Source organism: Oceanipulchritudo coccoides, from assembly GCF_010500615.1.
GTDB classification, from domain to species: Bacteria; Verrucomicrobiota; Verrucomicrobiia; order Opitutales; family Oceanipulchritudinaceae; genus Oceanipulchritudo; species Oceanipulchritudo coccoides.
In genome coordinates this window covers 715,723-731,948 of record NZ_JAAGNX010000002.1, presented here as the reverse complement: position 1 = coordinate 731,948, position 16,226 = coordinate 715,723, and the positions used below count along the sequence as shown (strand labels likewise).

The 16,226-nt window shown below is 53.4% G+C and carries 17 protein-coding genes and 1 pseudogene; 5 read left to right on the top strand and 13 right to left on the bottom strand.

Going from position 1 to position 16,226, the window contains the following annotated elements; genetic code table 11:
* Positions 1 to 35: 35 nt before the first annotated feature.
* Positions 36 to 491, top strand: coding sequence for a hypothetical protein (locus tag G0Q06_RS08730; RefSeq protein ID WP_163964534.1), 456 nt, complete (start codon positions 36 to 38; stop codon positions 489 to 491).
* A 13-nt stretch (positions 492 to 504) separates the two neighbouring features.
* Here G0Q06_RS08730 and G0Q06_RS08725 read toward each other — a convergent pair whose 3' ends face one another.
* Positions 505 to 1,728: an aminoacetone oxidase family FAD-binding enzyme gene (locus tag G0Q06_RS08725; protein ID WP_163964531.1), complete on the bottom strand. Its 1,224-nt coding sequence runs from the start codon at positions 1,726 to 1,728 to the stop codon at positions 505 to 507.
* Positions 1,729 to 1,766: 38 nt separating this feature from the next.
* Here G0Q06_RS08725 and G0Q06_RS08720 point away from each other — a divergent pair, with 38 nt between their 5' ends.
* A complete protein-coding gene (locus G0Q06_RS08720; RefSeq protein ID WP_163964529.1) occupies positions 1,767 to 2,144 on the top strand; it encodes a hypothetical protein in 378 nt (125 codons plus the stop codon).
* On the opposite strand, the gene G0Q06_RS08715 is transcribed toward G0Q06_RS08720, so the two are convergent.
* The 11 genes and pseudogenes from G0Q06_RS08715 to G0Q06_RS08665 all read right to left on the bottom strand — a co-directional run bounded on the left by G0Q06_RS08715 (position 2,123) and on the right by G0Q06_RS08665 (position 13,127).
* Entirely contained in the window at positions 2,123 to 3,625 is a 1,503-nt protein-coding gene (locus G0Q06_RS08715) for a sigma-54-dependent transcriptional regulator (protein ID WP_163964526.1), read from the bottom strand. The genes G0Q06_RS08720 and G0Q06_RS08715 overlap by 22 nt on opposite strands.
* Positions 3,626 to 3,694: 69 nt before the next feature.
* Positions 3,695 to 4,660, bottom strand: coding sequence for an AAA family ATPase (locus G0Q06_RS08710; protein WP_163964523.1), 966 nt, complete (start codon positions 4,658 to 4,660; stop codon positions 3,695 to 3,697).
* Between the two features lie 255 nt (positions 4,661 to 4,915).
* Positions 4,916 to 4,993: pseudogene (locus tag G0Q06_RS14800) on the bottom strand (EF-hand domain-containing protein); the annotation flags it as partial.
* Between the two features lie 942 nt (positions 4,994 to 5,935).
* Positions 5,936 to 6,721 carry a LolA-like protein gene (locus G0Q06_RS08700; protein ID WP_163964520.1) on the bottom strand — a complete coding sequence of 262 codons (786 nt, stop codon included), beginning with the start codon at positions 6,719 to 6,721 and terminating at the stop codon, positions 5,936 to 5,938.
* A 32-nt stretch (positions 6,722 to 6,753) separates the two neighbouring features.
* Entirely contained in the window at positions 6,754 to 7,227 is a 474-nt protein-coding gene (gene secG / locus G0Q06_RS08695) for a preprotein translocase subunit SecG (protein WP_163964517.1), read from the bottom strand.
* 86 nt (positions 7,228 to 7,313) lie between these two features.
* On the bottom strand, positions 7,314 to 8,363 hold the full coding sequence (locus G0Q06_RS08690) for a ParB/RepB/Spo0J family partition protein (protein WP_163964500.1): 1,050 nt from the start codon (positions 8,361 to 8,363) through the stop codon (positions 7,314 to 7,316).
* Position 8,364: 1 nt separating this feature from the next.
* Positions 8,365 to 8,976, bottom strand: coding sequence for a LysM peptidoglycan-binding domain-containing protein (locus G0Q06_RS08685; RefSeq protein ID WP_163964498.1), 612 nt, complete (start codon positions 8,974 to 8,976; stop codon positions 8,365 to 8,367).
* Positions 8,977 to 9,015: 39 nt separating this feature from the next.
* Positions 9,016 to 10,029: a methionyl-tRNA formyltransferase gene (gene fmt / locus G0Q06_RS08680; RefSeq protein WP_163964496.1), complete on the bottom strand. Its 1,014-nt coding sequence runs from the start codon at positions 10,027 to 10,029 to the stop codon at positions 9,016 to 9,018.
* Positions 10,026 to 11,429 carry a ribosome biogenesis GTPase Der gene (der, locus tag G0Q06_RS08675; RefSeq protein WP_163964494.1) on the bottom strand — a complete coding sequence of 468 codons (1,404 nt, stop codon included), beginning with the start codon at positions 11,427 to 11,429 and terminating at the stop codon, positions 10,026 to 10,028. The genes fmt and der overlap by 4 nt, the downstream gene beginning before the upstream one ends.
* Positions 11,430 to 11,444: 15 nt before the next feature.
* Positions 11,445 to 12,608: a pyridoxal phosphate-dependent aminotransferase gene (locus tag G0Q06_RS08670; RefSeq protein WP_163964492.1), complete on the bottom strand. Its 1,164-nt coding sequence runs from the start codon at positions 12,606 to 12,608 to the stop codon at positions 11,445 to 11,447.
* Between the two features lie 33 nt (positions 12,609 to 12,641).
* Complete coding sequence (locus G0Q06_RS08665) at positions 12,642 to 13,127, bottom strand: Lrp/AsnC family transcriptional regulator (RefSeq protein WP_238710449.1); 486 nt, start codon at positions 13,125 to 13,127, stop codon at positions 12,642 to 12,644.
* A 130-nt stretch (positions 13,128 to 13,257) separates the two neighbouring features.
* On the opposite strand from G0Q06_RS08665, the gene G0Q06_RS08660 reads away from it, so the two are divergent.
* Together G0Q06_RS08660 and rpmB are read left to right on the top strand one after the other, a co-directional pair.
* Positions 13,258 to 14,256, top strand: coding sequence for an SAM-dependent methyltransferase (locus G0Q06_RS08660; RefSeq protein WP_163964491.1), 999 nt, complete (start codon positions 13,258 to 13,260; stop codon positions 14,254 to 14,256).
* Between the two features lie 63 nt (positions 14,257 to 14,319).
* Positions 14,320 to 14,550 (top strand): 50S ribosomal protein L28, encoded by a 231-nt coding sequence (rpmB, locus tag G0Q06_RS08655; RefSeq protein ID WP_163964489.1) that lies wholly within the window; start codon positions 14,320 to 14,322, stop codon positions 14,548 to 14,550.
* Positions 14,551 to 14,625: 75 nt separating this feature from the next.
* Here rpmB and cobA read toward each other — a convergent pair whose 3' ends face one another.
* On the bottom strand, positions 14,626 to 15,384 hold the full coding sequence (cobA, locus tag G0Q06_RS08650; protein ID WP_163964487.1) for a uroporphyrinogen-III C-methyltransferase: 759 nt from the start codon (positions 15,382 to 15,384) through the stop codon (positions 14,626 to 14,628).
* 107 nt (positions 15,385 to 15,491) lie between these two features.
* Between cobA and G0Q06_RS08645 the strand changes: the two genes are divergently transcribed.
* Positions 15,492 to 16,214, top strand: a complete 723-nt coding sequence (locus tag G0Q06_RS08645) for a phosphoadenylyl-sulfate reductase (RefSeq protein ID WP_163964485.1) — start codon at positions 15,492 to 15,494, stop codon at positions 16,212 to 16,214.
* Positions 16,215 to 16,226: the final 12 nt, after the last annotated feature.

Genomic DNA, 16,226 nt, shown 5'->3' with positions numbered 1-16,226 from the left:
GCCACGCCACGGAATGAGCCTATCCCCTTTTTGTCATGGCCAAAGTAGATCTGGATTTAGTGAAACATATTCTCACCCGCAACGAGCTGGATGTTCGGCAAGTCAATGCGATCATCGAGGATATCCAACAAGAACTGAAAGTTCTCCAGGAGGAAAATCCTCCAGCCCCACGCGTGCCAAAACAATTCGCGATCCTCATTTCCGATCCGGAAGGTGTTCTTCCAAAAACTGACCTTACCGGCTGGGTGCTGCAGATGCCGGAGGAAGATAGCCCTGCGATCCTTGAGGAACAAATCTGCAAGGCGGCTTACGACTTCAACCAGACTCCGAAAGGGCGGCGTATGCCGGTCAAGACCATTGGTGAAGCATGTGAATCTGTCCCGGCGAGGATTTTCAAGGAGCAACAGGTCTGGGTAAAGACCAAAGAGCCGGTCCTGATGTTGAAAACCAACAACCAGATCCCAACTGAGCCGGCCCAGTTCGGCGATTGAGCCAGACAGGTTCTCAGGAAGAAAGGGCCATGCCGCTTCCCGCCAGATAGGCGCTGGCAAACATAAGATTGAGGTGCGCTCCGCCTGGTCGCCCGAGAGCGTCCATTATCTCACCGGCGTAATAAACCCTATCCGCCGAACGGGAGGCTCCGGTTCCCCAGTCGATTTCCTCCGCAAGGATCCCTCCCGCCCACACACGCTCGTGTGAAGGCAATCCCATTCCGCTGAAGCTGAGGGAATGGCTCTTCAGACGCTGGACAAGTGTCTGCAGCTGCCTTCCTTTCAGGCGCAGCCACGGGGTTTCAGGATCGATCCGGGCAAGTTGCAGGAAGCCATGCCATTGCCGCTCAGATAGACCGAAAAGAGCTGTCTCACCAATTCCCTTGCGACGGCCAGTCAGGCAACGGGAATCCAGTTCGCTTCGGATTGAGGAAGGGGATTGGGAAGGAATCCAGTCCAGCTCAAGTTTGATCCGATAGCCCCGCTGCTTCCAGTCCTCGCAAAAACGGGAGCTTAAATCCGAGATGGCAGGACCTTCCAGACCGCGTGCCGAAAGCTGGGCCATCCCGGTCACGGCGGTTCCGGTACGCGGACAGCGGACACGGACTTCGCGCTCAATGACTCCAAGTGAATCCGCCAGCCTGGAACTTGCCAGCCGCAATCTCAGGTATGCCGGGAGGCAAGGGTTTTCCGTGGCTCCAAGCTCGCGGGCGAGCGCCATCCCATGATTGCGCTCGCCTCCAGTGGCTATAAGCAGGCCCTGGCAGACATCCGCCTGGCCATCACGGCTCCATATCCGGAAAGTGCCATCGGGTTGCCTCGAAATGGACTCGAGCGAATAGCCAGTTTTGATTTTGACCCCCGTTTCTTTGACGACTTGCTGCAACGACTCTGCAAAGGCATTCGGCTTTTCCACAAAAAGAGTGCCAGTACCAGTTGTTTGCACCGGCAGGGAGTGTGACTGGAACCAGTCCCGCAAAGAAGTGCCTGCCCATTTGTCGAGGGCCGCCCGGATCCAAGGAAGGCCACGCGGAAAGTCTTCCTCACGCCAGGGCTGATCCCAGACCTGCCCAAGGCAGGTAGGCCCCAGACGGGCCCGCCTCATCCAGGAAAGTGTCTCCGGCTGCTTCTCATACAGGCAAACCGATTGGCTGGGATCTTGCTCTTTACACCAGTAAGCAGCCACAAGGCCACTGAGGCCTGCCCCAATAATCACTTTATTTCTACATTCAGGCATTTACAAAAAAAGCACTCAGTGCATCTTATTCTATCTCTGTGGGTGATCTCAATTTCAAACAAGCGCTTTGCCGCCATTATAATATCGGGGAGGACGATTATGTTTCCTTTGTCCTTGCCCGTTCTCTCTTCAAACGTGTTCGCATTTTCCTCCCCTTTATCCAATTCTTCAAGCCGCAGTATCTTTTCAATGAACGCCGCCTTGTGGAAAAAGTTGGAATGGCAACCACTTTGCGGGAGATACAATCCGAGATAGACTTCTACCAGCATAAACACGTGGTGAATTTCTTGTGGAGAGATGCCTTGAGGTTTCGTTTGTCCGGCATGCGGCTCATGAGCCTTGCGACTGCCACTCCAGGGATCGGCAGAAGTAAAGGAAGTTCCGCCGCGGACACTCAGGCATCTGCCAATCCGTAGCTGTCGATCCGCTTTCGCAGGGTTGCCCGGGTGATTCCCAGAAGGGTGCTCGCCTTCACTTGGTTTCCTCCCGTCTCCTTCAGGACCCTCCGGGTTATTTCCATTTCCGCGGCCTGAAGCAATTGACGATCCGTTCCCTCCCTCATGCGTTGGTAAACCTCGTCCCAGAGAGCGTCGAGGCCAAGAGTGGAAAGCTGTGGTTGGTTCCCGATTAACTCCTCTCTGACTTCCTCTTTTTGGAGTGGGCTTTTCAGGCCCTCTTTGCCGGAGGATTCGGTGAGAGCATCAGGAACCGCTTCCAGAATCTCTTGCGGCAGGTCCTTTTTCAGCACGGTGTCACCCTGTGCGATGACCACGCATCGCTGTATCGTGTTCTCAAGCTCTCTCACATTGCCGGGCCAACTGTATTGCATCATCACACGGAGCGCTTCATCGGAAACCCGTTTCACCGTCATCCGCCTGTCCTTTTGCAGACGTTGAAGCATGAAATCAACCAATGAAGGCACATCCGAAAGGCGATCCCTCAAACTTGGGATACGAATACGCATCACATTGAGCCGGTAATAAAGATCCTCGCGAAAGGATTTCTCCTCGACCATCTTCTCAAGATCGCGATTGGTCGCTGCGATCAAGCGGACATCGACCTTGATCGTTTTTTCACCACCAACGCGTTGGATTTCACCCTCCTGAAGTGCCCGGAGAATTTTTGTCTGGGTCGGCAAAGCCATATCTCCGATCTCATCCAGAAACAGGCTCCCTCCATCGCACAATTCAAATTTCCCTATTCGCTGCTGCGTTGCTCCCGTGAAGGATCCTTTTTCATGACCGAAAAGCTCCGACTCAATCAGGTTGTCGGGAATAGCCGCGCAGTTCACCGCCATAAAGGGTTTCGAAGACCGCAGACTGTGCTGGTGAATGCATCGTGCCACTAATTCTTTGCCGGTACCGCTCTCCCCGGTGACCATGACCGTGACATTGCTCGTCGCAACCTGGCCAATGGCTTTGAAAACGACTTGCATGGGTTCGGAGGAACCCACAATGCCTTCCTGGTAGTCCTCGCTGTTAACCAGTGGCGCAGTCCCCGAACGGGACTTTTGCAAGTCGGCAAAGGATTGCAGTGCCTTTTCCGTAAGATCGAGGACTTTCTTAAGGTCAAAAGGCTTTATAATATAGTCGAAGGCTCCGAATTTCATGGCCTCGATTGCCGTCTGGGTGGTTCCAAAGGCCGTCATCAGAATAACCATGGATTCAGAGGCAGCTGTTCGAAGATGTTGAAGTGTCTCCAGACCGCTCATCCCTTCCATCCGGTTATCGAGGAAGATCACCTGGAAAATGCTGGCCTTCGCGGCCTCAATGCCTGCTTCACCGCTTGAGGCTTCTTCAACCTCATATCCGCGCGATGAAAGGACCCGGTTCAGGGAATATCGGATTTCATCATCGTCATCGATAATCAGGATCCTGTCACTTTTATGCTCAGTCATTTCGAAGATCAGTGCAATTCCTACCCGGCAATCCGTCAAGGTCCGAGCGATTCAGGAGGATATGGTTATTCAGCGCGGTAAGGGAACAGTTTCCAGAATGTGCCGGAGCACGCCTTCGACACGGCGTCGTTCCTCCATGGGATTACTCCCGTGCGGTGTGGATTTGAGCCGGTGGGCACAGACAGGCAAAAGCATTTTCTCAACATCTTCAGGAAGAACGAATTCCCGTCCCAGATAAAGGGCCCGTGCCTGCGCAGCGGCTTTCAGGGAAAGTGCCCCGCGAGGGCTCAAGCCCGCCTGAAACGTGCTTTCACTACGCGTCGCGACAACCAACTTCAAAATATAATCCAGTACACTCTCTTCCACAAAAATTCCGGCCACCATGGACTGCCAGAGGAGAACGGATTCCAGATCCACAATCGGATCGTCTGCAATCTGGTCATAATGGCGAAAACCTGCCTCAAGGACCTTCATCTCGTCCTGGTAGGAAGGATACCCCATCTCCAGACGCATGAAAAACCGGTCCATCTGGCTGTCGGGAAGGGGGAAAGTCCCTTCAAAGTCTACTGGATTTTGCGTTGCAAAGACCATGAACGGCTGGCCCACCAGATGTGTCTCCCCGTCAATCGAGATGCGCCCGCGATCCATCACCTCGAGTAATGCGCTTTGCGTCTTGGGAGTTGTCCGATTGATTTCATCAGCCAGAATAATGTTCGCAAAGACCGGGCCGGGCTTGAACTCAAAGTCTCGTACCTTCTCATTAAAGACCGACACCCCAAGCACATCAGCGGGCAACAGGTCGCTGGTAAACTGGATTCTCTGAAAGCTTCCTGACAAGGCCCGGGCGAGGGCGTAGGCCAAGGTGGTCTTTCCCATGCCCGGCAAATCCTCCAGCAGGATATGCCCGCCACCGAGAAGGCAAATCAAGACGCTGTCGAGAACGTCGGATTTACCCCGGATAATTGTTCCCATCCGATCCTTCAATGCCTGCAGTGAAGAATGGATTCCGTCCCGGTCAGCTGGTTTTGGTGTCATCGTATCTGGTTTTGGGGAAATTAAGCCTTCCCGTCTAATAGAGGTATCCATCACAGCAGGCTTTTCAAACGACATTCTGCTTATTTCAAAAAAAATCCCCCTCGTTTGAGGGGGATGCTTAAACCGGTAAATAAAATTACAAGTTTTGGAGTAACCTTACTTCTTCTTTTTGCGAGGAGCAGCCTTCTTCTTCGCGACTTTTTTCTTGGCCGGCTTTTTAGCGGCTTTTTTCTTCGCGACCTTCTTCTTGGCTGGTTTCCGGGCTACTTTCTTCTTCGCAGCTTTACGGACTGGTTTCTTGGCCACTTTTTTCTTGGCAGCCTTTTTCACCACTTTCTTCTTCGCGACTTTCTTGGCCGGCTTTTTAGCGGCTTTTTTCTTCGCGACCTTCTTTTTGGCCGGTTTCCGGGCTACTTTCTTCTTCGCAGCTTTACGGACTGGTTTCTTGGCCACTTTTTTCTTGGCAGCCTTTTTCACCACTTTCTTCTTCGCGGCTTTTTTGGCCGGCTTTTTAGCGGCTTTTTTCTTCACGACCTTCTTCTTAGCAGGTTTTCTCGCTACTTTCTTCTTAGCGGCTTTCTTGACCACCTTTTTCTTGGCAGCTTTCTTCACGACTTTCTTTTTAGCCGGTTTTCTTACTGCTTTTTTCTTGGCGGCCTTCTTGGCCACTTTCTTTACCACCTTACGGACGCGCTTTTTAGCGGCCTTCTTAGCGGGTTTTGATTTTTTGGAAGCTAACGCCATTTTCAGTTCCTTATGTACGGTTTTTTTGTTTGCGGATTCCATTAGGGATTCCAGAGCCATCCTAATCAGATAAGCCATACTTACTTTTTCTGACTTGGAAATCCCTTCCAGTGAGCCGCGTTTATCGTCCGCCAGGCGGACAGATAATTGACGGCGTTTGCCACCCGCCTTGCGGGCAACTTTTTTGTAATCGAACTTGTCGATTGCGTAGTCGATGAGTTTCGAGAAGGAAGCTCCTCCCAACTCCTTGCGGAGCTTTTCGAGTTGTGATGCGAGATCGGCATCAATCTCAAAACTCAATGGTGTTGTTTTTATTGTCATCTGTTCTCCCTTGTATTGGATTCAGAATACTCGGCTTCAATGATTTACAAACATTAAAAAAAAATACAACAAAAAAGTATTGCCTTCACGGCCAGCATGCACTTGCCGATCGAAGTACCGGAAAGAAGATTCCAAGAACCGGGATAATGAATATTCACTACACGCAAAAGTGTGCTTGTGTGAATGGGGCAGTAAGCATTTTGAAACGAGTCAGCGTGAGGAGGTTTTATACGAGTAAACCTTTAGACGAATGCTTGAACGCTGGCGTCTGTTTTCCCAGTTCAACTCACTGAACATCCAGTTGTCTTCAAACTTTTTGATCCCTCCAACTCGCATGCGCTTAATGATTGAGTCTTTGCCATCAAGCAGCTCGGCCTTCAAGACAGCGGCATAGTCGGCATCAAGAGTGACAATAACTTTGGCAGGCAAGGCTTCCGGATCTGGATTGGCGAGGGAGTATCGATGAGCGGGTCGTCCGAGATAACGGTCCGGCCCGAGGTAAACAACATCTTCCCAATCGTAGTATGGCATCAACAGGTCCATCCAGGTTATGGGGAAGCCGTGAATAACCGGTTCACGCCAATTACCTTCATCAAGGAAGATTTCCTTATCAGAGTTGATCATGCGAGTCTGTAACCCTTCCTTGATCACATGACGCGAAGTGGTTTCACCCGATTCATCCGTTAGGGTGATGGAGGTGTCCTGCAAATCAGTCTGCCAGTCACCCTGCATCAGGAAATTGTAAGTAACAGAGGAGGCGCCTGCCGGGCGATGCGTCAAGATGCCGCCAATTTCAAAGACACCGGCTGCCCGGTTATATAAAAACCATTCCCAGAAGTCTTGTCCGACCGACTCGTTGAGGCTGTCAGGGAGTTGCCGGTTTGGAGGTTCCCTGAACTTGAACTGGCCCTTCAGTGCAGGCGAGAGAACAAGGACAAGGACAAGATAAAAAAAGCCGCTCCGAATTATACGGAACGGCTTTGGAGATAAATTCATAAGGAAAACCCTATGCCCTCACGGAAAATCCGTCAAGGCGCCGGGGTGGATACAGGCTCCTCGACTGGAGGAAGCTCTGCGGCCTCCTGCGAAAGACTCTCGGCCTCCTCAGCGACCGTCTGGGTTGCTTCTTCAGCCGTTGCCTGCATACCCGCCATTGCCTCTTCATCAGCGATGACTGGCATTTCCTCTGCCGGGGCAGTTTCAACGACCACCGGAATGTCAGGCAAATCAACCTCAGTTGTTTGAGCGAGGCGCCCTTCACGGCTCATGTAAAGGAGGTATAGCACAAGGGCGATCACGAAGAAGGCAATTGCTGACCACTTCGTGGCACGTGTAAGGATGTTCGTCGTCTCAGCGCCGAAGGCGGACTCCGTAACCCCGCCGCCGAAAGCAGAGCCCATACCAGCGTTCGAGTTGGCGCGCTGCATGAGAATGACCAGCACCAGAAAGAGACTGGTGAGAATCAGGACGAAAGTAAGGAAGGAAATGATGATATTGACCATGACGTGTGGCTAAATTTGGAAAAACCGAGAACGCTGGACCGCGCTGGGCCAAGTTTCAAGTAAAATCTAGAAAGGGGAATCCATCCTCAATGAAGGCCCATTTCCTCCATGATTCGCTGAAGATCATCGTTTCCATAGTACTCGATGATGATTTTTCCTTTTTTCGGCGTGTGCTTGAGGGTGACCCGGGTACTGAAGGCCCCCGAGAGCTGTTTCTGCAGGTCCTCAATCGCACTCAGCTCAGCTGTTGTGACAGAGCGTGATTTCTGCGGGCGATCCCCGGGCTTGCGGAAAGACTCAACCCGCCGTTCAAGCTCGCGCACACTCCAGCCACGCTCAATCGATTGGCGGGCAAGAAGGAGCCGGTTCTCAGAATCCTCAACGCCAAGAAGGACCTTGGCATGTCCGACGGAAAGATGCCCCTTGATGATGTAGCCTTGGATCTCCCGGGCAAGCTGGAGCAACCTGAGGGAATTTGCCACTGAAGCGCGATTGCGCCCTACCCGCTCGGCCACCTGCTCTTGTGTCAGGTCGAAATCCTTCATCAGGCTCGCGTAACCCATTGCCTCTTCAATGGGATTCAGGTCCTCGCGTTGAAGGTTTTCAATTAAAGAGAGAATCGCACTGGATGATTCCGAAGCCTCAATGACTCGCGCCGGGACGAGCTTCATCTTGAGTTTCTGGCAGGCCCGCCAACGACGTTCGCCAGCGATCAGCTCGTACTTCTCGCCCTGCAGACGGACAACCACCGGTTGCAGCAAGCCTTCTGAGCGAATGCTTTCGGCAAGCTCGAGTAGACTTTCCTCATGGAATTCACGACGTGGCTGGTGCGGATTTGGAATGATCCGTGTGATTGGGAGTTCATGAAGTCCAATCAGGTTCTCACTGACTGGTTCGACAGGTTTCCGAGAAGGCATGCGCTTGGTGCCCTCTAGAACAGGTGCCTTTTCCGGCTTTACCTGTGTTGGCGCCTTTTTCTTTTTAGAGGGAGCCTTCTTCTGCTTCCGCTGAGGTTTGGCCGCCTTCTTCTTGACGGTCTTTTTTGCTTTTGCCTTTTCAGGGGCAGCTTTCTTCGCAGCTACGCCACCACTGATGAGGGAGCCGAGTCCACGGCCGAGTCCAGTTCTTTTCGCCATATCAATCGTTTTTCAAAGGGATGAATAATTCCTGTCCGGGATAAATAATATCGGAAGACAAGCGGTTTGCATTGCGGATCCAATCCACCTTGGAGCCCAGTTCACGCGCGATCCGGGCGAGCGAGTCGCCGCCCTTGACGGTGTAGGATGTCCCCGAGCGCGGATAATTGTCATTGAAGACGATCACCTGCTCAAGCTGGGGCTGTCCTTCAACAGCTTTTGCCAAGGCATTGATGGCCTTCTGGGTCTGTTCAGCAAGGGTTTCAATCTCCTTGGAGACTTCATTCACCAGCGTTTGCCTGCTCACCTGGTTAACTGACTGGATTTTCTGTTCAAATTGCCGAAGCACGGCATTCAACTGCTCCGAGCTGACGGCATCCGGGGAAGTAGTCTGCAACTGTCCCTTGACCCATTCCTGCATCTGGCGGTTTTCCCGTTGAAGGGACTCCACTTCCAGACGAAGGCTCCGCACAACCTGATCCAGACGGTTGATGTCACTGCGCAAATTGGCCAACTGGACATTGACGGAATTGACCTGTGTCCACCCGGTCAGGGGCAAAAGACCAAATAAACCGACAAGGAATAAAACTTTTGCAAACTGCCTGCTCATCATGAACAAGGTATTGTCATAAAATCCATCACGGTCAACGACCTAAGTATTCCCCTTCGCGGAATTTCCACGGCGTCGATGAGGAAAGGGAGTGGCGGATTCCAAGGCACGCATTTCCCTCGATTGGAGAACTTCCCCGGATTCCATGTGAAATCCCCTCAAAAAAGTTTCCACGGCAAGCGGATTGCCCCCCGGACGCTGGAGTTTTTTGACCACTAGCGATCCCGATCCACAGGCGATGCGGAGGGTGCCTGGGGGATCCATTTCCAAGCTGCCAGGCTCAGCCGAGGTTTCATCGAGCGAGGCTTCTGCCTCGAGAATATGAATTTCCTTCCCGTGGTAGGGAAAACGGCTACCCGGCCATGGAGTGAATGCACGCACACGGCTCGCAAGCACTTCTGCCGGCTGATTGAAATCGAGATCGGCATCGCTCTTTTCAATAATCCGGCAATAGGTGACCTTTGATAAGTCCTGCTCGTGAAAAGTAAGGTTTCCAGCTGCGATGGCATCCAGGCAACGATCCATCAAGGGAATGCATGCCTGGCCTAGCTTGGCATGCACATCACCGGAGGTGTCTGACGGCCCAATGGCCACACGCTCAACATCCGCGACCGGACCGGCATCCATCTTGGGAGTGATCCGCATCAAACTGACACCCGTTTCCGGCAAACCAAGGGCGACTGACGTGTGGATTGGCGATGCGCCCCGCAAACGAGGCAGGATTGAAGCATGCAGATTCAGTATACCGAGCGGTGCCACCTTCAGAATACTGGAAGGAAGTAGCTGACCGTAAGCCATCACGAGAAGAAGATCGACCCCCTCCTGTTTCATTCGCTCGGCATCCTCCGCACCACACTTCAGCGGTTGGTGCACAGGCAGGCCTTCCTCAAGGGCCCATGTCTTGATTTCGTTGGCCCGCAATTTCATCCCGCGGCCGGATTTGCGATCCGGTTGGGTGTAAACAGCGCTTAATTCGAAAGTGGCCTTTTTCAGCCCCAGCAGGTGTTTCAGGACAGGCAGGGCAATCGGGTCGGACCCCATGAAAACCACCTTCATCGGCGAGACCCTTTCTTACCCATGTCCGCGTAACGCTTTTCCTTCCCTCTCAATTCAAATTGAACCGGGCAACCCTGTAACTTGAAGTTCTTGATAAATCCCTTTTGCAGGTATCGGCGGTAGCCGTCATCAAGTTTGGTCGCGCGATTGCAGAACAGCTTGAAACGGAAGGGCCGATTGCCGGTCTGCACTGCGTAATAAGCCTTGAATCGCTTGTTATCGATATAGCGCGGTTGTTTCTTTTCGATCAAACCATGAACAACGGCGTTGACCTTCGGGGTCGACAATGTCCTGCCGGAAGTTTCCCAAAGAGCGCGCGCCTGGTTCAGGACCTTGTCCATCGAGAAACCTCGCAAGGCGGAAACAAAGAGCACCGGACTGTCTGGAAGAAAAAAGAGCTCACTCAAGGCGGAAGCGGCATAGGCCCGCTTGAATTCTTCCATATTCTCGTAGCCGTCGGGGTGGTTTCCACGAAACCTGTCAATTGCCAGATCCCACTTGTTAACCAGAAGGGCCACGCACTTGCCCGCGTCCATGATTTCACCGGCCAGGGCCTTGTCCTGACGCGTTACCCCACTCTCAGCATCCACAACAAGAAAGACAATGTCGGAACGCTCGATCGACTGACGGGTGCGAAGCGTACTGAAGTATTCGATGGAATGGCTGACCCGTTTGCGCTTTCGCAGGCCGGCGGTATCGACAAGACGGAAGGGGATGGATTTTTCATCCTTGGTCTGGAAATCAAGATCCAGCATGACGCTGTCCCGTGTCGTTCCCGGGACTTCACTGACAACAAGGCGTTCGTCGGCAAGCAGGTGATTGCAAAGGCTGGACTTGCCCACGTTGGGGCGACCTGCAAACGCAATATGGATTCGGTACTCTTCAGGCTCATCAGTCTCCTCGGGTGCGGGACCCACGACGACCTCAATCTCCCTTTCCAACTGGCTGCTGTTGTAGCCATGTTCCGCCGAAACGGGAAAATACGTTTCAAATCCAAGACCGGTAAACTCATCCACCTGGTCCTCCATGCCCTCATGGTCAATCTTGTTCACGGCAAGGATCACGCGCTTTCCGCTCTCCCTGAGCTTTTCAGCGATGGTCTCGTCCAGTGCCGTCAGCCCCTCCCGGCCATCGACAACAAAGCAGATCAAGTCCGCCGCCTCGATAGCGAGCCACACTTGCGCCTCTGCTGCCTCGATTAACTTTTCATGATCCATATCGACAACAAGGCCGATCCCGCCCGTGTCGAGCAGCGTGTAGTGGTTTTTCACGACAGTTGAATTAACATCCCGGGTCACCCCGGCTTGATCATGTACGATAGCCAGACGCCTGCTGGCCAGCCGGTTGAATAACCGGCTTTTTCCCACATTGGGACGCCCGACAAGGGCTACTGTTTCCATTTTTCGCATTATATTTTAAAGGCTTTCAACAAATCGCTGCATGCGGTCGCAGGCCTTCTCGATCTTCGCGTATTGCGTCGAGAAGCTTGCCCGGACAAAATCGTGCCCGTCAGTGCCAAAGGCAGTGCCCGGGACAACCGCCACCTCGCCCTGCTGAAGAAGACGAGTGGCAAAAGTTTTCCCGTCCAGACCGGTCGGTGTAACGTCTGGAAAGGTGTAGAAAGTCGCCTGCGGGAGATGGCACTTCAGGCCCATCTCGCGAAAGCGACGCACCAGCAAGTCGCGACGACGCTGGTAGGACTCGCGCATTGAAGCAACGGCGTCATCGGAGTTCCGCAAGGCCTCGATGCCTGCCTCCTGGATAAAGATCGGAACGCTCATGATGGCGTATTGGTGGACTTTCATCATGGCCTCGATGATCGGATGCGGGGCACAGGCGTATCCGATACGGAAACCGGTCATCGCAAAAGCCTTTGAGACACCGTGGAGAAAGACCGTCCGCTCCCGCATGCCGGGAAAGGAAGCAATGCTGACATGCTCACCGTCATAGGTCAGCTCGGCATAAATCTCGTCACTGAGGACAATGAGGTCCTTCTCAATTGCGAAAGCGGCAATTTCTTCGAGCTGCTCACGCTCAACAACGCCACCAGTGGGATTAGTCGGGAAATTCAGGATAAGCAACTTGCAACCTGGTTCCCATTTCGCATCCAGATCGGCCCGCCGCAGGGCAAAGTTGTCCTTTGCATGGGTGGGGATGGCGATGGGTATGCCACCGGCCAACTGAACACTCGGAGAGTAACTCACATAACAAGGCTCATGATAAAGCACCTTGTCCCCTGGATTCACCAAGGCCCGAATTGCCGTGTCCATCGTTTCCGAGACGCCGATACCGATTAGGCACTCGGTTTGCCCGTCGTAGCTAAGGCCAAACTTCCGCTCCACATACCGGGCAACTTCCCGACGAAACGCATACAGTCCGAGATTATCGGTGTAACTGGTCTTCCCTTTTTCGAGCGAATAAATGGCGGCCTCACGGATGTTCCATGGCGTCACAAAATCCGGCTCACCAATCCCGAGTGAGATGGCATTCGGCATCTGCTGCACAAGGGCAAAGAAGTCGCGGATTCCGGAACGGTTCAATCCCTGGACATGGTGAGCTATGACAGTCTCGTAATTCATTTGATTAATTTAACGATTGAACAGGTAAATCGCCTACGGGCTGATCGCCGGTTTCTCCTGCTCGTCCTGTTCCGTGTCGATGAGGAATCCATCCACCTTGTAGCAACGCAACATGAAGCGTGTGGCAGTGGATTGTACAACACCGAGGGTCGCCAGTTTTTCAGAGACAAAAGTCGCCACGGAGAGAAGGTTTTTTCCGCGCACGATGACCATCAAGTCGTAGCCTCCACTCATCAGGTAACAAGTGACGACTTGGTCAAAACGGGCAATGCGCTCCGCGATCCGGTTGAACCCTCCGTCCCTCTCGGGAACAATGGAGACTTCGATCAATGCCTGCACTTCATTCTCGGCAATCGCCTTTGGATTGATCACCGGACGCCAGCCAAGCAACATGCGTTCCTCCTCCAGCTTGGCCAGAGTTGCTTCAATCTCTGCTTCGGAAACACCGAGAACAGAAGCCATGGCTTCCGTGCGCACAGCTTCCCCCTCGAGCAGTAATTTCAAGACATCTTTGATCATAAGCCGGCACTATGGGCACTCAATTCAAGGCATGCACGCTTTTTTCAACCCGTTTACCGAAGCCGTAATACAAGGCCCTGATTGCAGGCCAGTCTTGATCATTTAAGGGAAAGGCGCAATAATCCCCGGTATGGATCCCCCACCCAGCAATTCAATCTCTCCGGCAATGCTTGGTGCCTTGCAGGAAAGAGCTGATGCCGGAGGAGGCATTATCCCACTGGAAAGCTTTATCGAGTGCGCCCTTTATCTTCCTCATGAAGGCTACTACACCAGCGACCGTAAACGTGTCGGCATGAGCGGGGAGACCGACTTCTACACCTCCACCAGCATGGGCCCGCTCTTCGCCAAGCTGATCATCGCGGCAATTAAGGACCTTGTGGATATGGAACTCTCGAATCTGCAATTCATTGAGATTGGTCCCGAAAGCAAGGGCGGCCTCCTTGGCAGCATTGAGAATCCTCCGTTCAAGCAGTGCATGCAGATTCGCAAGGAGGATCCATTGGAGTTCGAATCCCCCTGCGTCGTCTATTCCAATGAACTGTTCGATGCCCAGCCATTTCGCCGCTTTGTCCGCAAGGGCAAGTCATGGAAGGAAGCTGGCGTGAAGATCCAGGAAGGTCAGTTTGAATTGATCTTGTCCGAACCGTTTCACACCCCACCCGACCTGCCAACAAAGGCCCCCGACGGATACACCATTGATTGGCCCTCTGCCGCCCATGCCTTGATGGAGAAAATTTGTCAAAGCCCATGGAAAGGGCTGTTTCTCGCTCTCGACTACGGGCTGGACCGCTCCACCATTCTTGCCGAACGCCCGGATGGGACCGCCCGCTCCTACTCCCGCCACCGGATGGGAAATGACCTCCTCTGCGACCCCGGGAGGCAGGATATCACTTGCCACCTCGTCTGGGATGAAATGACCGACATTCTTCGCCATTGGGAATTCGAGGAAATCCAGCTTCAAAAGCAGGAGGCCTTTTTCATGCATCACTCAGAGCGCCTCATCACCCAGATTGTTGCCGCTTCCCCGCCAGGGTTTTCACGCGAAAAACAGACCCTTATGCAACTGCTCCATCCCGATAACATGGGGCATAAGTTTCAGGCCCTACACGCCCGACGGGGCAAAATTTAAAAAAAACTTGCCATCAGGCAGGGGCGACCTACCTTCAGCCGTTTTTCTACAGGAGAATCAATCATGTCACGAATTTGTTCAGTCACCGGCAAACGCCGCGTCAGCGGAAGTAAAATCCACCGCAAGGGTCTCACCAAGAAAAGCGGCGGCATCGGCACGCACGTTGCCTCGGTCACCAAGCGTACCTTCAAGCCAAATGTCCAGCGCGTCCGCGTCCGGATGCCAAATGGCCAGGTGAAGCGGGTTTGGGTTTCCGCCAAGGCACTCAAGGCCGGCAAGGTCGAGAAGGCCTAAGCTCTTAATTAATCAATTTCCAAGCCCCGATTTGCCCAGGCAGACCGGGGCTTTTTTGTGCCCGTAAACAGCGACTCAGATCGAGGGATCAAACCACTGAAGGACTTCTCCCAGCCCGGCCACCTTGCCGATTATGACGATCGAGGGCGGCCCCAATCCCGCCTCCTCCACCAGCCAGGCAATACTGCCCAGCGTTCCCCGGACCGATTTCTGGCGCGCGGTCGTTCCCCACTGGATGACCACCGCAGGGGTTTCCTGGTCGCGGCCCTCTGAAACCAGCCGGTCACAGATTTCCCCCAGCCGGCCCATCGACATGTAAAGCACGAGAGTGGCTTCACTTTGTGCGTGTGATGCCCAATCGACCATTGTCGCTTCCTTGTCCGGACACTCATGCCCGGAGATAAAGGTCACCGAGCTGCTCCATTCCCTGTGCGTCAGGGGAATTCCACAATAAGCCGCGCACCCAAGGGCAGCTGTCACCGCTGGAATCACCTCGTATGGGATGCCCGTCTTTCGCAATGCTTCCGCCTCCTCACCGCCACGGCCAAAAACAAAGGGATCGCCGCCCTTGAGCCGGACCACCGACTTCCCGGACTTCGCCAGCTCAACCAGCAATGCCTCAATCAGTTCCTGCTTCATCGAATGGAATCCCGCCTGCTTCCCCACGTAATGCAGCTCACAGCCGGGCTTTATCCAGCCCTTGATCGACTCGTCCACCAGATAGTCATACACCAGCGCATCACAGCTCTCAATCAGCCGCTTGCCCTTTACTGTCAGCAATTCCGGATCTCCCGGACCGGCTCCCACCAGATAAACTGTCCCTGTTTTTGCCATTCTCCTCAGCCCTTCATACCCGAGCTTCATGCCGCTTCACAACCCGTTTTGCAAGAAATCCGCTTGCCAAGCCGACATTTATCATAAGTATTTTGCCCAACAAATCTATGATTAAGACGGAAGCAAGTCTGAAAGGCGAAGAAAGCGCCTGGTTGGAGGCCGCGACGGCAGAGGAGCGGGTCGGCTGGGCGCTGGAGCAATTTGGGGAGAAAGTGGTCCTCTCGACGAGTTTTGGGATCCAATCGGCGGTGATGCTACATCTCGTGACGCAAATCCGGCCGGAAATACCGGTCATATTCGTGGACACGGGATATTTATTTCCAGAAACGTATCAATTTGTGGAGGAGTTAGTGGAGCGGATGCAATTGAACCTGAAAGTGTATGCTCCGCTCTGGACGGCGGCCCGGCAGGAAGCGATCCACGGCAAGCGCTGGGAGAAGGGTTTGGAAGAGCTGGAAGCGTACAACCGTGACAACAAGGTCGAGCCAATGAACCGGGCGCTGAAAGACCTGGGGGCGGAGGCGTGGATCAGCGGGCTGAGGCGGGTCCAATCCAGCACGCGGGCACAACTTCAGGTCGTCCAGAAACAGAAGCGAACAACGAAAATCCATCCGATTATCGATTGGTCCGAAAAACAAGTTTACGAATACATGAAGGCCAACGAGCTACCCTTTCATCCATTGTGGGAGCAAGGTTATGTCAGCGTGGGCGATTGGCACAGCACGGCTCCGCTGGGAGCTGGCATGGATGCTGAATCGACCCGTTTTGGAGGCTTGAAGCGCGAGTGCGGGCTTCACGAGAAAAGCGACCAGCAGGACTGGCAAATTTAAGGTCGGGCTGAT

What these genes read in the sequence shown, in the direction of transcription:
- G0Q06_RS08665 (WP_238710449.1), bottom strand. Translation starts at nt 13,127, where the DNA reads ATGATCAAAGATGTCTTGAAATTACTGCTCGAGGGGGAAGCTGTGCGC.
- G0Q06_RS08700 (WP_163964520.1), bottom strand. Translation starts at nt 6,721, where the DNA reads ATGAATTTATCTCCAAAGCCGTTCCGTATAATTCGGAGCGGCTTTTTT.
- G0Q06_RS08670 (WP_163964492.1), bottom strand. Translation starts at nt 12,608, where the DNA reads ATGAATTACGAGACTGTCATAGCTCACCATGTCCAGGGATTGAACCGT.
- secG (WP_163964517.1), bottom strand. Translation starts at nt 7,227, where the DNA reads ATGGTCAATATCATCATTTCCTTCCTTACTTTCGTCCTGATTCTCACC.
- G0Q06_RS08690 (WP_163964500.1), bottom strand. Translation starts at nt 8,363, where the DNA reads ATGGCGAAAAGAACTGGACTCGGCCGTGGACTCGGCTCCCTCATCAGT.
- G0Q06_RS08645 (WP_163964485.1), top strand. Translation starts at nt 15,492, where the DNA reads ATGATTAAGACGGAAGCAAGTCTGAAAGGCGAAGAAAGCGCCTGGTTG.
- der (WP_163964494.1), bottom strand. Translation starts at nt 11,429, where the DNA reads ATGGAAACAGTAGCCCTTGTCGGGCGTCCCAATGTGGGAAAAAGCCGG.
- G0Q06_RS08710 (WP_163964523.1), bottom strand. Translation starts at nt 4,660, where the DNA reads ATGACACCAAAACCAGCTGACCGGGACGGAATCCATTCTTCACTGCAG.
- G0Q06_RS08685 (WP_163964498.1), bottom strand. Translation starts at nt 8,976, where the DNA reads ATGATGAGCAGGCAGTTTGCAAAAGTTTTATTCCTTGTCGGTTTATTT.
- G0Q06_RS08725 (WP_163964531.1), bottom strand. Translation starts at nt 1,728, where the DNA reads ATGCCTGAATGTAGAAATAAAGTGATTATTGGGGCAGGCCTCAGTGGC.
- cobA (WP_163964487.1), bottom strand. Translation starts at nt 15,384, where the DNA reads ATGGCAAAAACAGGGACAGTTTATCTGGTGGGAGCCGGTCCGGGAGAT.
- G0Q06_RS08715 (WP_163964526.1), bottom strand. Translation starts at nt 3,625, where the DNA reads ATGACTGAGCATAAAAGTGACAGGATCCTGATTATCGATGACGATGAT.
- rpmB (WP_163964489.1), top strand. Translation starts at nt 14,320, where the DNA reads ATGTCACGAATTTGTTCAGTCACCGGCAAACGCCGCGTCAGCGGAAGT.
- G0Q06_RS08660 (WP_163964491.1), top strand. Translation starts at nt 13,258, where the DNA reads ATGGATCCCCCACCCAGCAATTCAATCTCTCCGGCAATGCTTGGTGCC.
- G0Q06_RS08730 (WP_163964534.1), top strand. Translation starts at nt 36, where the DNA reads ATGGCCAAAGTAGATCTGGATTTAGTGAAACATATTCTCACCCGCAAC.
- fmt (WP_163964496.1), bottom strand. Translation starts at nt 10,029, where the DNA reads ATGAAGGTGGTTTTCATGGGGTCCGACCCGATTGCCCTGCCTGTCCTG.